The sequence below is a fragment of the Halomonas stenophila genome (assembly GCF_014192275.1).
Classification (GTDB): domain Bacteria; phylum Pseudomonadota; class Gammaproteobacteria; order Pseudomonadales; family Halomonadaceae; genus Halomonas; species Halomonas stenophila.
The window spans coordinates 108600-125765 of sequence record NZ_JACHXR010000007.1; the positions used below are offsets into that span (position 1 = coordinate 108600).

Consider the following 17166-nt stretch of genomic DNA (forward strand, 5'->3'; position numbering starts at 1 on the left):
CCCGGTAAAGCCAACTACCCTGATGTAAGGTTCTGTGAACGCGTGTCGCCGTCGCCCGATGCCGGGAGCGGGGCCCGGGAATCCGTGACGCGACGGTGAGGCATGATTCGGGTCGTAGGGTGGCCGACTACCAATAGGGGGCGGGGATGATGAAGGCATTGGGCAAGTACGCGATGGGTGTCATGCTGACCATGGTCATGGTGGTGGGGAGTCAGTCGGCCATGGCCGAGGATGACTACGCCAATGACACCGCACGGCCGAGTGGGGGGGCGATGGTGGCGGATGCGCTGCTGGCCCGGCCGCTGCTGGCCGTGGCCACGGTCGGGGGAGCGGCGGTCTTTCTGGTGTCGCTGCCGTTCAGTGCCCTGGGAGGCAACGTCGATGCCGCCGCCGAGACCCTGATCAAGACGCCCGCCGAGGCGACCTTCCGGCGCTGCCTGGGCTGCGAGATGAGCCATCGCGCCGGCGATAGTCCCGGGTATTGAAGCCGCTCCGCCCTGCTTGCTGCTCGAGCGTTGTCTGCTGGCAACGAGACGAGGAAGCGGCCGCGTTCAGCTCACGAAGGGTTGAGCGCGGCTCGTGGTGAACAAGTCACCGAGTCGTTCTTGAGTCAAAACAGGTAACTCAAGCTCAAGGAGAACATGTCGATCTGGAAGCTCTCATCGCCATCGGCGAGTGAGTATCGGGCGTATTCACTGCGAATGGCCGAACGGCCAAGGTTGTATTCGGCACCTAGCCCGAAGAAGGGATCTGTTCCCTCTGCCTTGAATTCGAGCTCCATGAACTGTTCGTCATCCATTCTGGCGACATCGAGGGTCGTGCTTTCCCAGGCAATGATTCCGGCCTTGGTGTAAAAGCTAAGGCCTCGAGTCACCGGCATCTTCCCGACCAATGCCAGTCCAGCCCCTTCGATGCCGGTTTCTATATCTTCTTGCAGAGTGCTGCCCTGCACGGGAAGGGAGATCTCGGAGGTGTAGTCGCCAAAGTCGGTGTAACTCAGCTCGAGCCCGACATTGGGGGTGAAGTTGTAGCCGAAATGGATTTGATAGCCACTGGTGGTTTCATCATTGCTGAAGCCGTGGTTGCTGAGTCGTTCGAAGGTGTTGTTGTTTAGTTCGGCACTGCCGGCACTGGCGCCGAAATAGATTCCCGTATGGCGAGAGGAATAATCCTGGGCCATCGCGAGATTGCATGATAGTAAGATCAAAGTGCTCAAGGGGATGACGCCTTTCATGATTCCTCCCTGCCGATTTCCTTATGGCATTTTTCTGAAGTTGGAAAACCGCGGGGGAAGTCTCTATGTGTCTGCGCGGTTAATCTTAGTAACAAAGTGTTACGTTCCTAGCCTAGGAGGAATGACTGTACTTCTTCCAGATGGTTTTATTGGCACTAATTGGACGAAGAAAGTAGTCATTTTGATGAGATGATGGCATCTATAACTAGTGCTTAATGACTAGATAAGTGGTACTTGGGGCCGCGACTGGGAGGGGCGGGGGCGGCAACTCTGCACTGGATAGCGTCGGCAGGGCTTGAAAGCATTAGAATCAAGCCAACGAAAGCGCCCCGCTCGATGAGCGGGGCGCTGGCGTTGGGTATCGAGGCCGCGGGGTCAGGCTGCGGTGATGGTCCGGTATTTCTCCATCAGTTCGTCACGGCTCTCCTGGCGCTCCGGGTCCAGCGGGATGCAGTCCACCGGACAGACCTGCTGGCACTGGGGCTCGTCGTAGTGCCCGACGCACTCGGTGCACAGGTTGGGGTCGATGACGTAGATCTCCTCCCCCGCCGAGATGGCGCCGTTGGGGCATTCGGGTTCGCAGACGTCGCAGTTGATGCATTCGTCGGTGATCATCAGGGCCATGGGTTACCTCACGGAAGTCGCGGCCGGTCACGCCGGCCCTTGCCCTTGGAGCAGTCGATCTCGGGCGCGGGATGCCCGAGTGCCATGGTCAGGTATTGTAATGGCTCTTCAGCGCCGCGGCGACCTCGGGATGCACGTGCTTCGACACGTCGCCGCCGAGCCGGGCGATCTCGCGGACCAGGGTGGACGAGATATAGGAGTTCTCCACCTCGGGTGTCAGGAACACCGTCTCCAGCTCCGGCATCTGGGCGCGGTTCATGTTGGCCAACTGCAGCTCGTACTCGAAGTCCGACACCGCCCGCAGTCCGCGCAGCAGCACGCGGGCATGCTGCTGCTTCATGAACTGGGTCATCAGTCCCGAGAAGCCGACCACCTCGACGTTGTCCAGGCCGGCCACGACCTCCCGGGCCAGGGAGATCCGGATGTCGAGGTCGAGCACCGGCCCCTTGCCGGGGCTCGTGGCGATGGCCACGACCACCTTGTCGAAGAGTCGCGCGGCGCGCTCGATCAGGTCATAGTGGCCGTTGGTGATGGGATCGAAGGTGCCGGGATAGACGGCGATGCTCATGATTCCTCCCCGTCATCGAGACGCCCGAAGGGATTGTCGACGACCAGCGAGACCGGCCGCGCATAGCCGGGGATGTGGATGGCCGCGTCGCTGACCTCGAGCTCGGGCCCCTCCAGCACCCCCTCGCCGAAGCGGTAACGGGGATGGAAGCGGCCGAAGTCGGCGTCTCGGTGGTAGCCGGCGGCGGCCTCTCGAGTCGCCTCGCGACGCGCCTGCCAGGCCGCCACCGCGGTCTCGCCGTGGCGGGCCACCAGCAGGCGCTCGGTCACCGCGGGCGAGAGCACCACGCCGGTGGCGTTGTTGCCGCCGAAGCCCTTGGCGTTGATGAAGGCCGCGTCGGCCCGGAAACGCTGCGGGTCGCGGAAGAGGCGCAGCCGCTCGGCGTGGACGTCATCGGCCACGGCCTCCAGGGTCGGGATGCCCGGCAGCAGCCCATGGGCGAAGCTGCCCAGGGCGCTGGCCAGCTGGTCGCCGGCGGCGCTGCCCTGGGAGTGGCCGACGAAGGCCTTCACCGCCACCACCGGCCAGGCCTGGATGCCGTGGGCCTGGGCGACCAGGTCGAGGACATGGGACTCGGTGACGCGATTCTTGGGGGTGCTGGTGCCATGCGCATGCACGATGGTGCGTTCGCGCAGGGCCGTGTCGCCGAGCATGTCGCGCACCAGTGAGGCCGCCTTGCCCAGGGTGATGTAGTTGCCGATGCCCGGGGCCGAGATCGAGCGCTTCCAGCCATCGGCATTGACGAAGACCTCGGGCACGCTGCCGAGCACCTCGGCGCCGACCTCCAGGGCCAGTGCATCGTCCATCAGCATCAGGAACTGGCTGGACTCGCCCATGGTGAAGCCGCAATTGCGGGCGAAGGGGCGGCAGGCGCGCTGGTAGTCGGCATCGGTGAGCAGCTCCAGGGCGTCCAGGGCCTTGAGGCTGTCGTCGTCGGCCAGGGCGCCCATGGCCCGGAAGCCCTCGACGATCTCCGGGGTGATCGGCGCGTCGGCGGTGCCGACCATCACCAGGCGGCGCCGCCCGGCGCGGATATCGTCCACGCCCAGGCGCAGGTTGTAGAGGAAGCTGGCGCAGGCACCGAGGGCCGCCCCGGTGCCGCCCACGCTGCCCAGCACGTAGGCGTTGAGGAAGTCGGCGGGCATCTGGCCATAGCCCAGCGGCATCTGCTTGGAGGTCGCCCGCTTGCCGGAGACGAAGCTCTTGAGCAGCCCACCCCAGCCCTCGTCGTCGAGCTGGCCGATGGAGTTGCCGGCATAGACCGCGACCTGGTCGGGATCGAGGCGGTCGCGCAACTCGTCCCAGTCCAGGCCGCTGTCGCCCAGGCAGTCGCTGGCCGCGAAGATCGTCATGGACAGGCCCCGGGGGTGGTGGACGCTGCGGTACAGGCGGCTGGGCTCGAAGCCCGAGGGCAGCTGGCCGGCGGCGCGCACCTGGGCGGGGCGGGTCTCGGGCAGCATCACGTCCATCTCGCCGGCCGGCACCGTCACCTCCAGGGTGCGGCGGTCGAGCTCGCGGACCTGCCAGGTGGGCGGCAGGCTCTCGGGCAGCTGGCGGCGCCGCACGTGGAAGGTCATCGGTGCCTCGAGGGCCAGGCTTGCACGACGATTGGCGGGCAGACCCTCGGCATTGAAGCGGGGATCCTCGATGCGCCGGATCAGGGTGTGGTCCAGCACCCGCTGGCGGGTCTGCTCCACGATGGCGGCGGCGTCGAGGGGCTGGCCATCGGCGTCGTGCCAGGTGTCGTCCGCCTGGGCGTGGGCCAGGCGCATCATCGCCGCCAGGCCGAGCAGGGTCTGGGCCTGGTCGTCAGCGGGCAGGGCGTCGAGCACGGTGCGGCGAAACGCCTGATGGCCCGAGGTTCGGCCGGCGGGATTCACGCCGCCCATACCCACGATCACCGGTAAATGTGACAAGCCGGGTTCCTCGTTGTGCGGTTGATGTCTGGGCTTCATTGCCGCTGTTTGGGCAAGGATCATAGCACCCGGCCCGCCACGGCGTCATGCCGGGGCATGGCGCCTCTCGGCCTGCGCGGGCCGGGTGCCGGCTGCTAGAATGGCGGACTTCGTCGTCGCCCAGCGGTTCCCGTCATGCCAGAGCGCTCGCGCATCGTCACCTCCAGCCAGTCCGGCCCCCACCAGGGCCTCTCGCGCCGCGTCGCCCGGGCGCTGACCCATCCGCTGCGCAAGCCGCTGGCCGCGCACACCCGCGAGGCCTTCGCCGCGGCCGACGCCTGGCGAGCCGAACGTGCCGGGGCGCCGCTGATCCTGGACGCCGGCTGTGGCGTCGGCCTGTCGACGCGCCACCTGGCCGAGCGGCACCCCGAGTGCGCGGTGATCGGCATCGACCGCAGTGCGGATCGGCTGTCCCGGGACCATGGCCCGCTGCCCGACAACGCCCGGCTGGTGCGGGCGGACCTGGTGGACTTCTGGCGCCTGGCGTTGGCCGACGGCTGGCACCCGGCGCGCCACTACCTGCTCTACCCCAACCCCTACCCCAAGGCCGCGCATCTCAAGATGCGCTGGCAGGGCCATCCGGTGTTTCCCGCCATCCTGGCGCTGGGCGGGCGACTCGAGCTGCGCTCCAACTGGCGCCTCTACGTCGAGGAGTTCGCCCTGGCGCTCGAGCAGGCGACCGGCCGCCGGGGGGCGGTGGAGGGCTTCGACCCCGGCGGCGACTTCCTCACCCCCTTCGAGCGCAAGTACCACCACAGTGGCCAGCCGCTGTGGCGGCTGGTGGTCGAGCTGCCCTATCGCCCCGAGCTGCTGCCCGTCGCCTGATACCGCTCAGCGACGGCGGCGATCGCGGAAGCGCTCCCCCAGGGTCTGGCGCAGCCAGCGGGCGATCGGTCCCTGGGCGGCGTCGCGCCGCGAGACCGTCTCCACCTCGATGACCGGCGGTCGGCCCAACGCCTCGCCGGACAGCTCGACGAGGTCCTCCCGGAAGGGCGGGTACTGGGCGATATGCTGGGGCACCAGGGCCCAGCCCAACCCCCGGGTGGCCAGCTCGCCCATCGAGTAGAAGCTGTTGAGGCGCCAGAACTGGGCGCTGAGCGTCGCCCCGGCGTCGCCCTCGGAGCGCGAGGCGATCAGCAACTGGCGGTGGTCGGCCAGGTCGCCGGCGGTGAGGGCGGGGAGCCCGGCCAGGGGATGGTCGCGCCCCACCACCAGGACCTGCTGCAGGTGGGCGATCCGGATGCCTTCCAGCACCGGGCCCTGGCTCTGCTGGCGCAGCAGGATGCCCAGGTCGGCGGTTCGGTCTTCCACCCAGCCGGCGATGTCGCCCTGGGCCCCGTAGAGCAGGGTGAGCTGCAGGGCCGGGTAATGCCGGGCCAGGGCCTCCAGGGTCTCGTCCACCGGCGGCATCTCCACCAGGGCCTCATCGATGGCCAGCACCAGCTGGGCCTCCTCGCCCTGGGCGATGGCCCGGGCGCGGGACTCCAGCCGCTGGCACTGGCGGATCACCGCCCGGGCCTCGTGGAGCAGGGCCTTGCCCGCCTCGGTGAGCCGGGGCAGCCGGCCGCTGCGGTCGAACAGCTGGCAGCCGAGATCGGCCTCCAGATGGGCGATGGCGGTGCTGACGGCGGACTGGGCGCGGCCCAGGTGGCGGGCGGCCGAGGAGAAGGAGCCCCGTTCGGCACAGGCGATGAGCACTTCCAACTGATCGAGGCTCCAGCGCATGGTCTTGACCTATCTGCTTTCCTGATGGAATCCAACTCGTATCCATCGTCATCATGGCGAGAATGGGAAGCCACGTCGAGGCCATTCCGGCCTCGGCGAGTGCTCGGAGAGGAGATCACCATGCGCTCCTGGAAGGAACGGCTGACCCATACCCTGCTCTTCGAGGCGGGCGGCCTGGTCATGGTGACGCCGCTGGCGAGCTGGGTCAGCGGCCATGGGCCCGGCGAGATCGGCGTCCTGGCCCTGGGGCTCGCGACCACCGCCATGTTGTGGAACCTGGTATGGAACCGGCTCTTCGATGGCTGGGTGCCGACCCGGCGGCGCAGCCTGGTCCAGCGCCTCGCCCAGGCGCTCGGCTTCGAGCTGGGGCTGCTGGTGATGACCCTGCCGGTGGTAGCCTGGTGGCTGGCCATCGGCCTGGCCGAGGCCTTCTGGCTCGACCTCGGTTTCATGCTGTTCTTCCTGGCCTATGCGCTGGTGTTCAATACGCTGTTCGATCACGTGATGCGCCGTCGACTGGCGCAGAGGGGGTGCTGATGTCCTATGTGTACCTGGCCCTGGCGATCATCGCCGAAGTGGTGGCCACCAGTTCCCTCAAGGCGTCCCAGGAGTTCACTCGCTTCTGGCCGAGCGTGGTGGTGGTGGTCGGCTACGGGCTGGCCTTCTACACGCTCACCCTGGCGCTGCGTAGCCTGCCGGTGGGCATCGCCTATGCGTTCTGGGCGGGCCTCGGCATCGTGCTGGTGACCCTGATCGGCTTCCTGGTCTACGGTGAACGCCCCGATCTGCCCGCCGTGCTGGGCCTGGCGATGATCGTTGGAGGCGTGGTCGTCATCCAGGCCTTCTCGAGCGTGTCGCCCCACTGAGACGGGGCCGGTCGAATCCCCGCCGGTGGGCGGGTAGACTGCGGCCTGGTGGCGCCCTGGCCCGGGCGCCGTCGACTCATGCCGCCTGGACGCCGCTCATGCTGTACCGCCCGCTCTCGCTCTGCCTGCTCCTGCTGTTGCCGCTGACCGCCCTCGGGCACGGCTTTACGCGCCTCTCGAGCCTCGCCGATGACGGCTTCGTGATCGGCGCCGAGGCTCGCCTGCTGGGCAACGGCGAGCCGGGGGAGACCCTGGGCAGCCTCGAGCCGCAGCGGCTGCTGTCACCGGCCTCGGTGACCAAGGTCTACCTGGCCGCGGCGGCCCTCGACCGCCTGGGTCCCCAGCACCGCTTCACCACCCGCCTGGTCAGCACCGCCGAGCCGGATGACCAGGGCGTGCTGCACGGCGACCTGGTGCTCGAGGGTGGCGGCGATCCGGCGCTGACCACCGAGGACCTGTGGCGGCTGGTGCAGCGCCTGCACCAGGCGGGGGTGCGCGAGGTAACCGGAAGCCTGGTGGTCAGCCAGTGGCGCTTCGGCCCGGTGAGCTGCATCACCACCGACCGCTGCGAGGGCGAGCGTCGGGTGGACAACGCCTACAGCGCCCTGCTGTCGTCGGCCGCGGTCAACTACGGCAACTGGTGCGTGACCGTCGCGCCGGCGCGTATCCCCGGCGACCCGGCGGAGGTCACCAGCTGCGACAGCCAGTCCCGCCTGCCTCGCATCGACAACCGCGTGGCGACCCGGCCGGACGACAGCGGCACCGAGCTCACGGCGGAGCGCCTGACCGAGGACGACGGCGACGTCATGCGGGTCGGTGGCCAGATCTCCACCAACGCCCATCCCCGTGAGGTCTATCGCACCAGCGCCGACCCCGCCGCGCAGGCCGCGGACATCCTGATGGCCATGCTCGGCCAGGCCGATATCCCGGTGCAGGGCGGCCAGGCCACCAGCACCACCCAGCCGCCGGCCTCGGCGCGGCGGCTCGCCGCGGTGGACAGCGAGCCGCTGCAGGAACTGCTGCTGCGTACCCTGAACTACTCCAACAACTTCATGGCCGACACCCTGGCCCTCGACCTGGCCGAGGTCCCCCGGCCGTCACTATCCCAGGCGGGCGATGCCCTCGAGGCCTTCGCCGGCACCATCCCCGGGCACGGCCCCGCCACCCTGGAGAGCGGCAGCGGCCTGACCCCGGAGAACCGAACCTCCGCGGCCGGCGTGAACGCCCTGCTGGAGCACATGTTCCGTCGCCCGTCGCTGTTCCCGAGCTTCGTGGCGGCCCTGCAGTCGCCCGGCAATGGCGTGATGCGCTTCATCCGGCGGGGCTCGGCGACCTTCCAGCACCACGTCATGCTCAAGACCGGCACCCTCAACCAACCGGTGACGGTGCGCGCGGTGACCGGCTACTTCCGCACCCTGTCGGGGCGCTGGGGCGTGTTCACGGTGCTGGTCAACGGCACCGGCGCGACGCCCTACCTGAGCTGGACGACGGTGCTGGACCGCCTGTCACGGGACCTGGACGCGATGATCCAGGCGCATTGAGTCGCCCTCCTGACCCGGTCGCCGGGGCTCAGGCGTCGACGGCGCGCCGGCCGGCCGGCTCTGCTACCATCGCCGCTTACGCCAAGGACTGATCGATGGACGCTCGCAGATGAAACCCGGACACACCGGCTGGCGCCACCTGGTGCACTCCACCCGCTACTCCCTCAAGGGCCTCAAGGCCGCCTTTCTCCACGAGGCGGCCTTTCGCCAGGAGCTGGGCATCTGCGTGATCCTGCTGCCGCTGGCCACCTGGATCGGGCGGGAACCGGTGGAGTGGATCCTGCTGGTCGGCAGCTGCCTGCTGGTGCTGATCGTCGAGCTGCTCAACAGCGCCATCGAGAGCGTGGTGGATCGCATCGGCCCCGACCGCCACGAGCTCTCTGGCCGGGCCAAGGACATCAGCTCGGCGGCGGTGATGCTGTCGCTGGTTATCGCCGGGCTCACCTGGGGTCTGCTGGCCTGGCAGCGCTTCCTGGTGTGAGGCCAGGGCAATTGCAGCTGAACATGACGAGGGGCTGATCCGTCGATACCAACTGCGATAGCCTTGGGTGTGAGGCCGGGTCGCTAGTGCCGAGCGCCCCGGCTTGGGTATGCTGAAGGCATTCATCAACCGGATGCGAGACGCCCATGGCCCTGCCCGATGACTTCCTGCCGCTGGATGCCATTCCCGAGCCGCTGGTGGCACCGTTGCGACACGCCTGGGAGCGCCTCGGGGCATCCCTCGAGCAGGCCGACGACCTGGCATCGATGCAGGACCAGGAAGGCCCCGGCGAGACCTGGTCGGCGCTCTCGGCGACCCGTCGCGAGCAACTGGCGCGGGTGCTCGCCGTCTCCGACTTCGCCGGCGAGACGCTGATCCGCCACCCCGACTGGCTGGTCCACCTGGACGCCGCCGGCGAACTGGAGGCCACGCCGGCCCCGGAGGCCCTGCGCGAGACCCTCGCCGAGCGCCTGGAGGCCGCCGACGACGAGGCGGCCCTGCACGCCGCTATCCGCCGCTTTCGCCGGGCGCGCATGCTGGGCATCGTCTGGCGAGATCTGACGCGCCCGCCGGGCATCGACATGTGGGCCACGGCGACGGCCGTCACCCAACTGGCGGAGGCCTGCCTGGAGCTGGCCCTGGACTGGCTCGAGACCCATTTCGCACCCCGCTGGGGGCGCCCCGCGACCCGGGCCGACGGCAGCGAGCAGCGCCTGGTGGTGCTCGGCATGGGCAAGCTCGGGGCCGGCGAGCTGAACCTGTCCTCCGACATCGACCTGATCTTCGCCTTCCCCGAGAAGGGCGAGACCGAGGGCGGGCGCAAGGCCCTCGAGCACCAGGAGTACTTCACCAAGCTCGGCCAGAAGCTGATCACCGCCCTGGACGCCGTGACCGCCGACGGCTTCGCCTTCCGCGTCGACATGCGTCTGCGTCCGCTGGGCGACGGCGGGCCGCTGGTCGGCAGCTTCGCCTCGCTGGCCGGCTACTACCAGGACCAGGGCCGCGAGTGGGAGCGCTACGCCATGCTCAAGGCGCGGCCGGTGGCCGGCGACCTGGGCGCCGGCGCCGAGCTGCTGGCCAGCGTCCGCCCCTTCGTCTACCGCAAGTACCTCGACTTCGGCGCCATCGAGTCGCTGCGCGAGCTCAAGTCGATGATCAACCGCGAGGTACGCCGCCGCGGCATGCAAGGCAACATCAAGCTCGGTCCCGGCGGCATCCGCGAGGTGGAGTTCGTGGTCCAGGCCTTCCAGCTGATCCGCGGCGGGCGCGACACCGAGCTGCAGGTGACCTCCCTGAGGACCGCCCTGGAGCGCCTGCCGGCGCTGGGGCTGCTGCCCGAGGAGGTGGTCGACGAGCTGACCCCCGACTACGTCTTCTTGCGTGACATCGAGCATATCCTCCAGGCCCTGGAGGACCGCCAGACCCAGAGCCTGCCGGTCGAGGAGGTGGATCGCGAGCGGGTCGCCCTGGCCCTGGACACGGAGGACTGGCCCGCGGTCATGGCGCGGCTCGACGAGGTCCGCGCCCGAGTGCGGTGCCACTTCGACGCGGTGATCGCCGAGCCCGAGGAGGAGGCCGAGGAGGCGGCCGCGTCCACCGGTGCAGGGGAGGTCGAACTGGACGAGTGGCGGGCCCTGTGGCGCGACGAGCTCCCCGAGCAGGAGGCCGAGTCCCGGCTGGAGGAGGCCGGTTTCGGCGACGCCTCGGCCGGCCAACGCCGGCTACGGGCCCTGCGCCACTCCCGGCAAGTGCAGGCCATGCAGCGCATCGGCTTCGAGCGGCTCGATGCGCTGATGCCGCTGCTGCTCGATGCCGTGGCCGCCAGCGAGGCGCCGGACACCGCCCTGGAGCGGGTCCTGCCGCTGGTCGAGGCCGTGCTGCGGCGGACCGCCTACCTGGCCCTGTTGCGCGAGAATCCCGATGCGCTGGAGCACCTGATGCGGCTGTGCAGCGCCAGCCCCTGGATCGCCGAGCAACTGGCCCGCCACCCCATTCTGCTCGACGAGCTGCTGACGCCGGACACCCTCTATACCCCGGCTGACAAGGCACGGCTCGCCGACGAGCTGCGCCAGGCGCTGGGGCGCCTCCCCGAGGACGACGAGGAGGCCCAGCTCGAGGCGCTGCGGGTCTTCAAGCACGCCCAGGTGCTGCACGTGGCCGCCTCCGACATCGCCGGCACCCGCCACCTGATGAAGGTCAGCGACTACCTGACCCATATCGCCGAGGTGATCCTCCAGACGGTGCTGGCCATGGCCTGGAAGCACCTCACCCGCAAGCATGGCGTCCCCGAGCGGCGCGATGGTGGGCGCTGCGGCCAGGTACCGGAGTTCCTGATCGTCGGCTACGGCAAGCTCGGCGGCATCGAGCTGGGCTACGGCTCCGACCTGGACCTGGTGTTCCTCCACGATGGCGCGGGACAGGGCAGCACCGACGGGGCGCGGCCCATCGACAACGCGGTCTTCTTCACTCGGCTCGGCCAGCGCATCATCCACCTGCTCACCGCCGTGACCCCCGCGGGCAGCCTCTATGAGGTGGACATGCGCCTGCGCCCGTCCGGCAACGCGGGGCTGCTGGTCTCGAGCCTGGAGGCCTTCGCCGACTACCAGCGCCGCGAGGCCTGGACCTGGGAGCACCAGGCGCTGGTACGGGCCCGGGTGGTGGCGGGCCACGAGGCACTGGCGGAGCGCTTCTCCGAGATCCGCCGCGAGATCCTCGGCCGACAGCGCGACCTCGAGGCGCTGCGCGAGGAGGTGGTGGCGATGCGCCACAAGATGCGTGACCACCTGGCCGGCAACGGCGAGGGCGACGACTTCGACCTCAAGCATGACCCGGGGGGCATGGTCGACATCGAGTTCCTGTGCCAGTTCGCGGTGCTCTCCATGGGCCACGAGACGCCGGAGCTGCTGACCTACAGCGACAACATGCGCATCCTCGAGACCCTGGAGGCCAGCGGGCGACTGCCGGCCGACGACTGCCGCCGGCTGCGTGAGGCCTACCTCGCCTGTCGCACCGCGGCCCACCGCTCGGCCCTGACCCGCGACCCCGCACGCGGCCGCAACGCCGACTTCCAGGCCCATCGCCAGGCGGTGATCGCCGTCTGGGAACGACTGCTCGAGCCGGACGGCGACTGAGCGAGCCTACCCGACACCGCGACTATCCCTCCCGGTTCACGCTGCGCCCCGGCTGTCGATGACAGGCGGGGCGCACTTCTTCCGGGTCACTGTCCGGCCGCTCACCTTGCTGTTACGGCGAATGCCTTTATGCCGGTGACAGGCGCCGGCTAGACCCTCGCTGGCGGCGCCTGTCACCGCCGCCGCCGGCCGACGGCAAAATAACCAGATTGGTCATTTCTCATGGATGGTCGCGTTGCCGGGGATCAAGGGCCGCCCATAAGCTGCATGACACCCGATGAACTCCCCGGAGCGAATCGTTCAGAGCACGACTACAACAATGCAGGTGACACCATGTTCTACAAAACAGCGCTAGCGACCAGTGTGATGATGTTATCGGCAGGCCTTGTCCAGGCAGAACAGACCTACCGTATCGGCATCACCCAGAACAATGTCGGCGTCGACAGCTACCAGACCACCTACGAAAGCGCCTTCGAGAATGCCGCCGATGAGCTCGATAACGTCGACGTGGTGGTGCTGGATGCCGGCGGCGATGTGGCCCGCCAGATTGGTCAGGTTCGCAACCTGATCCAGCAGCGTGTCGATGCCATCATCATATGGCCTACCAATGGCCAGGCGGTGATCCCGACCATCCGCCAGGCCCACCGGGCGGGTATCCCCGTCGTGGTCACCAACTCCAAGATCGCCGAGGCCGGGCTCGATTACATTGCCGCCTTCTCGGGCCCCGACAATGTCCAGCAGGGTGCTTCCTCCGCCGAAATGATGTGCGAGGCCCTGGATGGAGAGGGTCAGATCGTCCAGATCGCCGGGCAACCCGGCTACACCACTGCCATGGAACGCTCGAAGGGGTTCGAGGACCGGCTTGCCGAGGCCTGTCCCGACGTCGAGATCCTCGAGACCCAACCCGCTGACTGGAACCGCGAGAAGGCCCAGCGGGTCATGGAGAATTTCCTCACCAAGTACGACGACATCGATGGTGTCTATGCCGGGGACGACAACATGGGCGTCGGCGCCCTGAATGCGGCCAAGAGTGCCGGCCGGGCAGGAGATATCGCCTTCATCGGCGCCACCAACTTTGCCGTGGGTTATGAGGCCATCGAGCGTGGCGAGTACTACGGCTCCATCTATCAGTCCCCGGTGGATGACGCCGAAGCGGCTCTCCAGACGGCACTCGATGTCCTGGAGGGAAAGGAGGTGCCGAAGATGAACTTCTTCGAGACCCCCAAGATTACGGCCGACAACCTGGCCGAGTTCGACAAGCCGGTGTTCTGAAGGCTCCCGCCGAGGCGCATGAGGTCTCTGTTCCTCATGCGCCGTAGCGCTCCGTCAAAGACAGTCCGTTGGCCATGCTGGATGGCCCTGCAGTGCTCTGCTCTTTCCCGGCAGCGAAGCCGTATCGGGAAAGTCAGCGCGCTGGACGGACAACCGGTGACCTTCGGAACAAGGTTGCGCCCATACAGGTGAGTGACATGGCTTCTGCAGAACACATCAAGCAAGGCTTCATGCTCAGCAAGACACACAAGGCCGGTCTCCTGAACTTCCTCTCGGCTCAGGGAATCCTGGTGTTCTTCCTGATCTGCATGCTGGCATTCTCGCTATTTTCCGAACAGTTTCTTTCCCAGTCGAATATCATGACGGTGGTCCGACAGGCCTCGATCATCGGTATCATCGCGGTCGGCGTGACCGTGGTGATCATCGGCGGGAACCTCGACCTCTCGGTAGGCTCGATGCTGTCGTTCGCCACCGTCCTGGTGGTGGATCTCCATGACAAGATCGGTCCGGTCGGTGCCATCCTGGTGATGTTCGCACTGACCCTGATGCTCGGAGCCGTGAACGGCTTTCTGGTGGGGTTCATGCGGCTCAATTCGCTGATCGTCACCCTGGCGATGCTCTCGGCGATTCAGGGCCTGGTGCTGATCTACAGCGGTGGCCAGAACGTCGACATCGCCAATCAGAGCGAGACATGGTTCAGCGTGTTCGGTCAGGGGTACCTGCTGGGCATCGCGGTACCGGTCATCATCTTCGCCCTGCTGGCCGTCATCGTCCAGGTCGTCATGTCCTTCACCGGCTACGGCCGACGCATCTTCGCCATCGGTGGCAATCCCGTGGCGGCCGTCTATTCCGGTATCCGCAAGAACTGGTGCGTGTTCAGCACCTATCTGACCTCGGCCTTCTGTGTGGCCTGTGCCGCCCTGGTGCTCGGCTCGCGCGTGATGGGTTCCCAGAACAACGTGGGGCAGGGCTACGAGTTGCTCGTGCTGGCCGGGATCATCCTCGGCGGGACCAGCCTGCTGGGCGGCGCCGGCAGTATCTGGAAGACGGTCATCGGGGTGCTGATCCTTGGCTTCATCCAGAACGGCCTGTTGCTGCTGGGCTACCCCTACTACACCCAGTGGCTCGTGACCTGGGTCATCATCATCCTCGCGGTATGGCTGGACCTTGCCAACAAGCGCAAGCGTCTGCTGACCCGCCACTCCTGACAGGGTGAACACCATGATCGATATGAAACGCTTCATGAGCGGCGGTGCGGCCATCCAGCCGATCTGGATCTTCGTCATCGCCATCACCGTCTTCTTCAGCGTCATGTCAGACTACTTCCTGTCGGTGGGCAATCTGACCAACATCCTCGTCCAGACCTCCACCATCGGGCTCATCGCCCTGGGCATGACCTACGTGATGATCAACGGCAACATCGACCTCTCCGTGGGGGCGACCCTGGGACTGGCGGCGTCCCTCTCGGTGGGCCTGCAGGACCACGGCCTGGTGGTGGCAGTGCTCGCCGCCATCACTGCGGGCGTGGTGCTGGGTGCCCTCAACGGCCTGCTCGTCTGGAAGACCGGGGTCAACGCCTTCATCGTCACCCTGGGGGCGATGATCGGGGTGCGAGGGTTGATCTTCGTCTACACCGAGGAACAGTCCTTCTACGCCAGCAACTTCGCCTTCTCCGACTTCGGTGCCAGTGCCATCGGCCCCATCCCCGTGCTGGCCATCATCTTCCTGGCCTGCACCCTGGTGATGCACCTGGTGCTCAAGAAGACCGGCCATGGCCGCAACACCTTCGCCGTGGGCGGCAACCCCGAAGCGGCCCTGGATGCCGGCATCCGCATCGGCCGCAACATGATGATCAACTTCATGATCGTCGGCTTCTTCGCGGCCCTGGCCGGTGTCCTGCTGGCCACCCAGATGGGGGCCTCGACACCCAACCTCGGCCGGGACTACGAGCTCTGGACGATCACCGCCGTGGTGCTCGGCGGTACCAAGCTCACCGGCGGCTTCGGCAGCATCACCGGCACTCTCGGGGGCGTGCTGGCCATCGGGATCCTGCGCAACGGCATGAACATGATGCAGGTGCCGGCCTTTTACGTGCTGGTCATCCTCGGTGTGATCCTTATCTCCGTGCTGATCATCGACCAGAAGATCAACGTCAAGTCTTCCAAGGGGGTGCAGGCATGAGCACCGCAGTCAGGACACAGACCCCGCGGACCCCTGGACGGGGGGAGACCCCGATCCTGTCGCTGGTCGATATCACCAAGAAATTCCCGGGAGTGATCGCGCTCAACAAGGTCAGCTTCGATGTCCGGGCAGGCGAGGTCCATGCCCTGCTCGGCGAGAACGGGGCCGGCAAGTCCACGCTGATGAAGGTACTGGCCGGCAAGCACAAGCCCAACGGCGGCCAGATCCTGCTCGAGGGGGAAGAGAAAGTCTTCGATACCCCCAAGCGGGCCAAGAAGAGTGGCATCGTGCTGATCCACCAGGAGCAGTCGCTGGTGCCGGAGATGTCGGTGGCCGAGAACATCTTCCTGGGTAGCCTCCCCAAGAAATGGGGCAACTGGGTCGACTGGAAGACCCTGCACCGGGAAAGTACCGAGATTCTCGATCGTCTCAAGTGTTCCTTCAGTTCGAAGGACATGGTGAGCGACCTCTCCATCGCCAAGAAGCAGATGGTCGAGATCGCCCGGGCGCTCGTCTTCACCCCCAAGATCGTGGTCTTCGATGAGCCGACGGCGTCGCTCACCGACCACGAGAAGCCGGTGCTCTACGACATCATCAATACGCTGCGAGAGCAGGGGGTGGGCATCGTCTATATCTCCCACCGCATGGACGAGATCTTCCATCTCTCTCAACGGATCTCGGTGCTCAGGGACGGCGAGTACAACGGCACGGTGAACACCGCCGATACCAACGAGGATGAGGTTACCAAGCTGATGATCGGCCGCAGCCTCGAACTCGATCATGCCAGCAAGCCGAAGGATTTCGGCGAGAACATGCTGGAGCTGCGGGGCCTCAGCGTCGACGGGGTGTTCGAGGATGTCAGCTTCAACGTCCGCAAGGGCGAGATCGTCGGCATGTACGGCCTGGTCGGGGCCGGGCGTTCCGAGGTGGCGGAAACCATCTTCGGCCTGCGCAAGCCTTGCTCGGGCGAGATACTGCTCGACGGCCACGTCGCCCAGTTGCGGTCTTCCCATGATGCGGTCGCCGAGGGGATCGCGCTGGTACCGGAGGATCGCAAGGACCAGGGGCTGATCCTCGGGATGAACTGTCGCGACAACATGACGCTCGCGGGCCTGCAAAGCGTTTCCTGGCGGGGGTTCATGAAGACCGCTGCCGAGAAGCGCGTCTACGACAAGTATCAGCAGGCGATGAAGATCAAGACGCCCAGCTGGCGACAGAAGGTCGGCAACCTGAGCGGCGGCAACCAGCAGAAGATCGTCATCGGCAAGTGGCTGCATACCCATCCCAAGCTGCTGATCCTCGACGAGCCCACCCGTGGCATCGATGTCGGCTCCAAGGCGGAGATCCATGCGCTGATCAAGGAGCTGGCCAATACCGGCTATGCGGTCCTGGTGATCTCCTCGGAGATGCCCGAGGTGCTGGGCGTCAGCAATCGCATCATCGCCATGTACGACGGGCGAGTGACCGCCGAGTTCGACGGCGATGCCGTCTCCGAGGATGTGCTGGTGCAGGCCATCACCGGGCAGCCGGTGACGGGCCAGAGCGGTACCGGCTCGACGGCGGGTCATCCTGCCGCCTGACACCCACC

16 protein-coding genes are annotated in these 17166 nt (G+C 67.0%); 11 read left to right on the forward strand and 5 right to left on the reverse strand.

Annotation, left to right across the window (positions count from 1 at the left end; all coding sequences use genetic code 11):
* Positions 1 to 146: 146 nt before the first annotated feature.
* Positions 147 to 485: a hypothetical protein gene (locus FHR97_RS13115; protein ID WP_183384266.1), complete on the forward strand. Its 339-nt coding sequence runs from the start codon at positions 147 to 149 to the stop codon at positions 483 to 485.
* A gap of 125 nt (positions 486 to 610) precedes the next feature.
* Here FHR97_RS13115 and FHR97_RS13120 read toward each other — a convergent pair whose 3' ends face one another.
* From FHR97_RS13120 to FHR97_RS13135, 4 genes are all read right to left on the reverse strand, one after another.
* Positions 611 to 1234 (reverse strand): outer membrane beta-barrel protein, encoded by a 624-nt coding sequence (locus FHR97_RS13120; RefSeq protein ID WP_183384267.1) that lies wholly within the window; start codon positions 1232 to 1234, stop codon positions 611 to 613.
* Between the two features lie 375 nt (positions 1235 to 1609).
* Entirely contained in the window at positions 1610 to 1858 is a 249-nt protein-coding gene (locus tag FHR97_RS13125) for a YfhL family 4Fe-4S dicluster ferredoxin (protein WP_183384268.1), read from the reverse strand.
* An 88-nt stretch (positions 1859 to 1946) separates the two neighbouring features.
* Positions 1947 to 2426: a pantetheine-phosphate adenylyltransferase gene (coaD, locus tag FHR97_RS13130; RefSeq protein WP_183384269.1), complete on the reverse strand. Its 480-nt coding sequence runs from the start codon at positions 2424 to 2426 to the stop codon at positions 1947 to 1949.
* Entirely contained in the window at positions 2423 to 4315 is a 1893-nt protein-coding gene (locus FHR97_RS13135; RefSeq protein WP_183384329.1) for a beta-ketoacyl synthase, read from the reverse strand. The genes coaD and FHR97_RS13135 overlap by 4 nt, the downstream gene beginning before the upstream one ends.
* 201 nt (positions 4316 to 4516) lie before the next feature.
* Between FHR97_RS13135 and trmB the strand changes: the two genes are divergently transcribed.
* A complete protein-coding gene (trmB, locus tag FHR97_RS13140) occupies positions 4517 to 5206 on the forward strand; it encodes a tRNA (guanine(46)-N(7))-methyltransferase TrmB (RefSeq protein ID WP_183384270.1) in 690 nt (229 codons plus the stop codon).
* A 6-nt stretch (positions 5207 to 5212) separates the two neighbouring features.
* On the opposite strand, the gene FHR97_RS13145 is transcribed toward trmB, so the two are convergent.
* A complete protein-coding gene (locus FHR97_RS13145; RefSeq protein ID WP_183384271.1) occupies positions 5213 to 6106 on the reverse strand; it encodes a LysR family transcriptional regulator in 894 nt (297 codons plus the stop codon).
* Positions 6107 to 6226: 120 nt separating this feature from the next.
* Here FHR97_RS13145 and FHR97_RS13150 point away from each other — a divergent pair, with 120 nt between their 5' ends.
* The 9 genes from FHR97_RS13150 (at position 6227) to FHR97_RS13190 (ending at position 17158) form a co-directional block, all read left to right on the forward strand.
* A complete protein-coding gene (locus FHR97_RS13150; protein ID WP_183384272.1) occupies positions 6227 to 6643 on the forward strand; it encodes a PACE efflux transporter in 417 nt (138 codons plus the stop codon).
* Positions 6640 to 6972 carry a DMT family transporter gene (locus tag FHR97_RS13155; protein ID WP_183384330.1) on the forward strand — a complete coding sequence of 111 codons (333 nt, stop codon included), beginning with the start codon at positions 6640 to 6642 and terminating at the stop codon, positions 6970 to 6972. Before FHR97_RS13150 ends, FHR97_RS13155 begins: the two co-directional genes overlap by 4 nt.
* Before the next feature lie 98 nt (positions 6973 to 7070).
* The gene (gene dacB, locus FHR97_RS13160; RefSeq protein ID WP_183384273.1) at positions 7071 to 8513 is read left to right on the forward strand and encodes a D-alanyl-D-alanine carboxypeptidase/D-alanyl-D-alanine endopeptidase; all 1443 of its coding nucleotides are present in this window, start codon (positions 7071 to 7073) and stop codon (positions 8511 to 8513) included.
* Positions 8514 to 8622: 109 nt separating this feature from the next.
* Positions 8623 to 8994, forward strand: a complete 372-nt coding sequence (locus tag FHR97_RS13165) for a diacylglycerol kinase (protein ID WP_183384274.1) — start codon at positions 8623 to 8625, stop codon at positions 8992 to 8994.
* Positions 8995 to 9140: 146 nt separating this feature from the next.
* Positions 9141 to 12125, forward strand: coding sequence for a bifunctional [glutamate--ammonia ligase]-adenylyl-L-tyrosine phosphorylase/[glutamate--ammonia-ligase] adenylyltransferase (gene glnE, locus FHR97_RS13170; RefSeq protein ID WP_183384275.1), 2985 nt, complete (start codon positions 9141 to 9143; stop codon positions 12123 to 12125).
* 267 nt (positions 12126 to 12392) lie between these two features.
* Positions 12393 to 13397 carry a sugar ABC transporter substrate-binding protein gene (locus FHR97_RS13175; RefSeq protein ID WP_246403993.1) on the forward strand — a complete coding sequence of 335 codons (1005 nt, stop codon included), beginning with the start codon at positions 12393 to 12395 and terminating at the stop codon, positions 13395 to 13397.
* Positions 13398 to 13594: 197 nt separating this feature from the next.
* Positions 13595 to 14605 carry an ABC transporter permease gene (locus FHR97_RS13180; protein ID WP_246403995.1) on the forward strand — a complete coding sequence of 337 codons (1011 nt, stop codon included), beginning with the start codon at positions 13595 to 13597 and terminating at the stop codon, positions 14603 to 14605.
* A 13-nt stretch (positions 14606 to 14618) separates the two neighbouring features.
* Complete coding sequence (locus FHR97_RS13185; RefSeq protein ID WP_183384276.1) at positions 14619 to 15578, forward strand: ABC transporter permease; 960 nt, start codon at positions 14619 to 14621, stop codon at positions 15576 to 15578.
* Positions 15575 to 17158, forward strand: coding sequence for a sugar ABC transporter ATP-binding protein (locus FHR97_RS13190; RefSeq protein ID WP_183384277.1), 1584 nt, complete (start codon positions 15575 to 15577; stop codon positions 17156 to 17158). The genes FHR97_RS13185 and FHR97_RS13190 overlap by 4 nt, the downstream gene beginning before the upstream one ends.
* The last annotated feature ends 8 nt before the right edge of the window (positions 17159 to 17166 follow it).

What these genes read in the sequence shown, in the direction of transcription:
- FHR97_RS13115 (WP_183384266.1), top strand. Translation starts at nt 147, where the DNA reads ATGATGAAGGCATTGGGCAAGTACGCGATGGGTGTCATGCTGACCATG.
- FHR97_RS13120 (WP_183384267.1), bottom strand. Translation starts at nt 1,234, where the DNA reads ATGAAAGGCGTCATCCCCTTGAGCACTTTGATCTTACTATCATGCAAT.
- FHR97_RS13125 (WP_183384268.1), bottom strand. Translation starts at nt 1,858, where the DNA reads ATGGCCCTGATGATCACCGACGAATGCATCAACTGCGACGTCTGCGAA.
- coaD (WP_183384269.1), bottom strand. Translation starts at nt 2,426, where the DNA reads ATGAGCATCGCCGTCTATCCCGGCACCTTCGATCCCATCACCAACGGC.
- FHR97_RS13135 (WP_183384329.1), bottom strand. Translation starts at nt 4,315, where the DNA reads ATGGGCGGCGTGAATCCCGCCGGCCGAACCTCGGGCCATCAGGCGTTT.
- trmB (WP_183384270.1), top strand. Translation starts at nt 4,517, where the DNA reads ATGCCAGAGCGCTCGCGCATCGTCACCTCCAGCCAGTCCGGCCCCCAC.
- FHR97_RS13145 (WP_183384271.1), bottom strand. Translation starts at nt 6,106, where the DNA reads ATGCGCTGGAGCCTCGATCAGTTGGAAGTGCTCATCGCCTGTGCCGAA.
- FHR97_RS13150 (WP_183384272.1), top strand. Translation starts at nt 6,227, where the DNA reads ATGCGCTCCTGGAAGGAACGGCTGACCCATACCCTGCTCTTCGAGGCG.
- dacB (WP_183384273.1), top strand. Translation starts at nt 7,071, where the DNA reads ATGCTGTACCGCCCGCTCTCGCTCTGCCTGCTCCTGCTGTTGCCGCTG.
- FHR97_RS13165 (WP_183384274.1), top strand. Translation starts at nt 8,623, where the DNA reads ATGAAACCCGGACACACCGGCTGGCGCCACCTGGTGCACTCCACCCGC.
- glnE (WP_183384275.1), top strand. Translation starts at nt 9,141, where the DNA reads ATGGCCCTGCCCGATGACTTCCTGCCGCTGGATGCCATTCCCGAGCCG.
- FHR97_RS13175 (WP_246403993.1), top strand. Translation starts at nt 12,393, where the DNA reads ATGACACCCGATGAACTCCCCGGAGCGAATCGTTCAGAGCACGACTAC.
- FHR97_RS13180 (WP_246403995.1), top strand. Translation starts at nt 13,595, where the DNA reads ATGGCTTCTGCAGAACACATCAAGCAAGGCTTCATGCTCAGCAAGACA.
- FHR97_RS13185 (WP_183384276.1), top strand. Translation starts at nt 14,619, where the DNA reads ATGATCGATATGAAACGCTTCATGAGCGGCGGTGCGGCCATCCAGCCG.
- FHR97_RS13190 (WP_183384277.1), top strand. Translation starts at nt 15,575, where the DNA reads ATGAGCACCGCAGTCAGGACACAGACCCCGCGGACCCCTGGACGGGGG.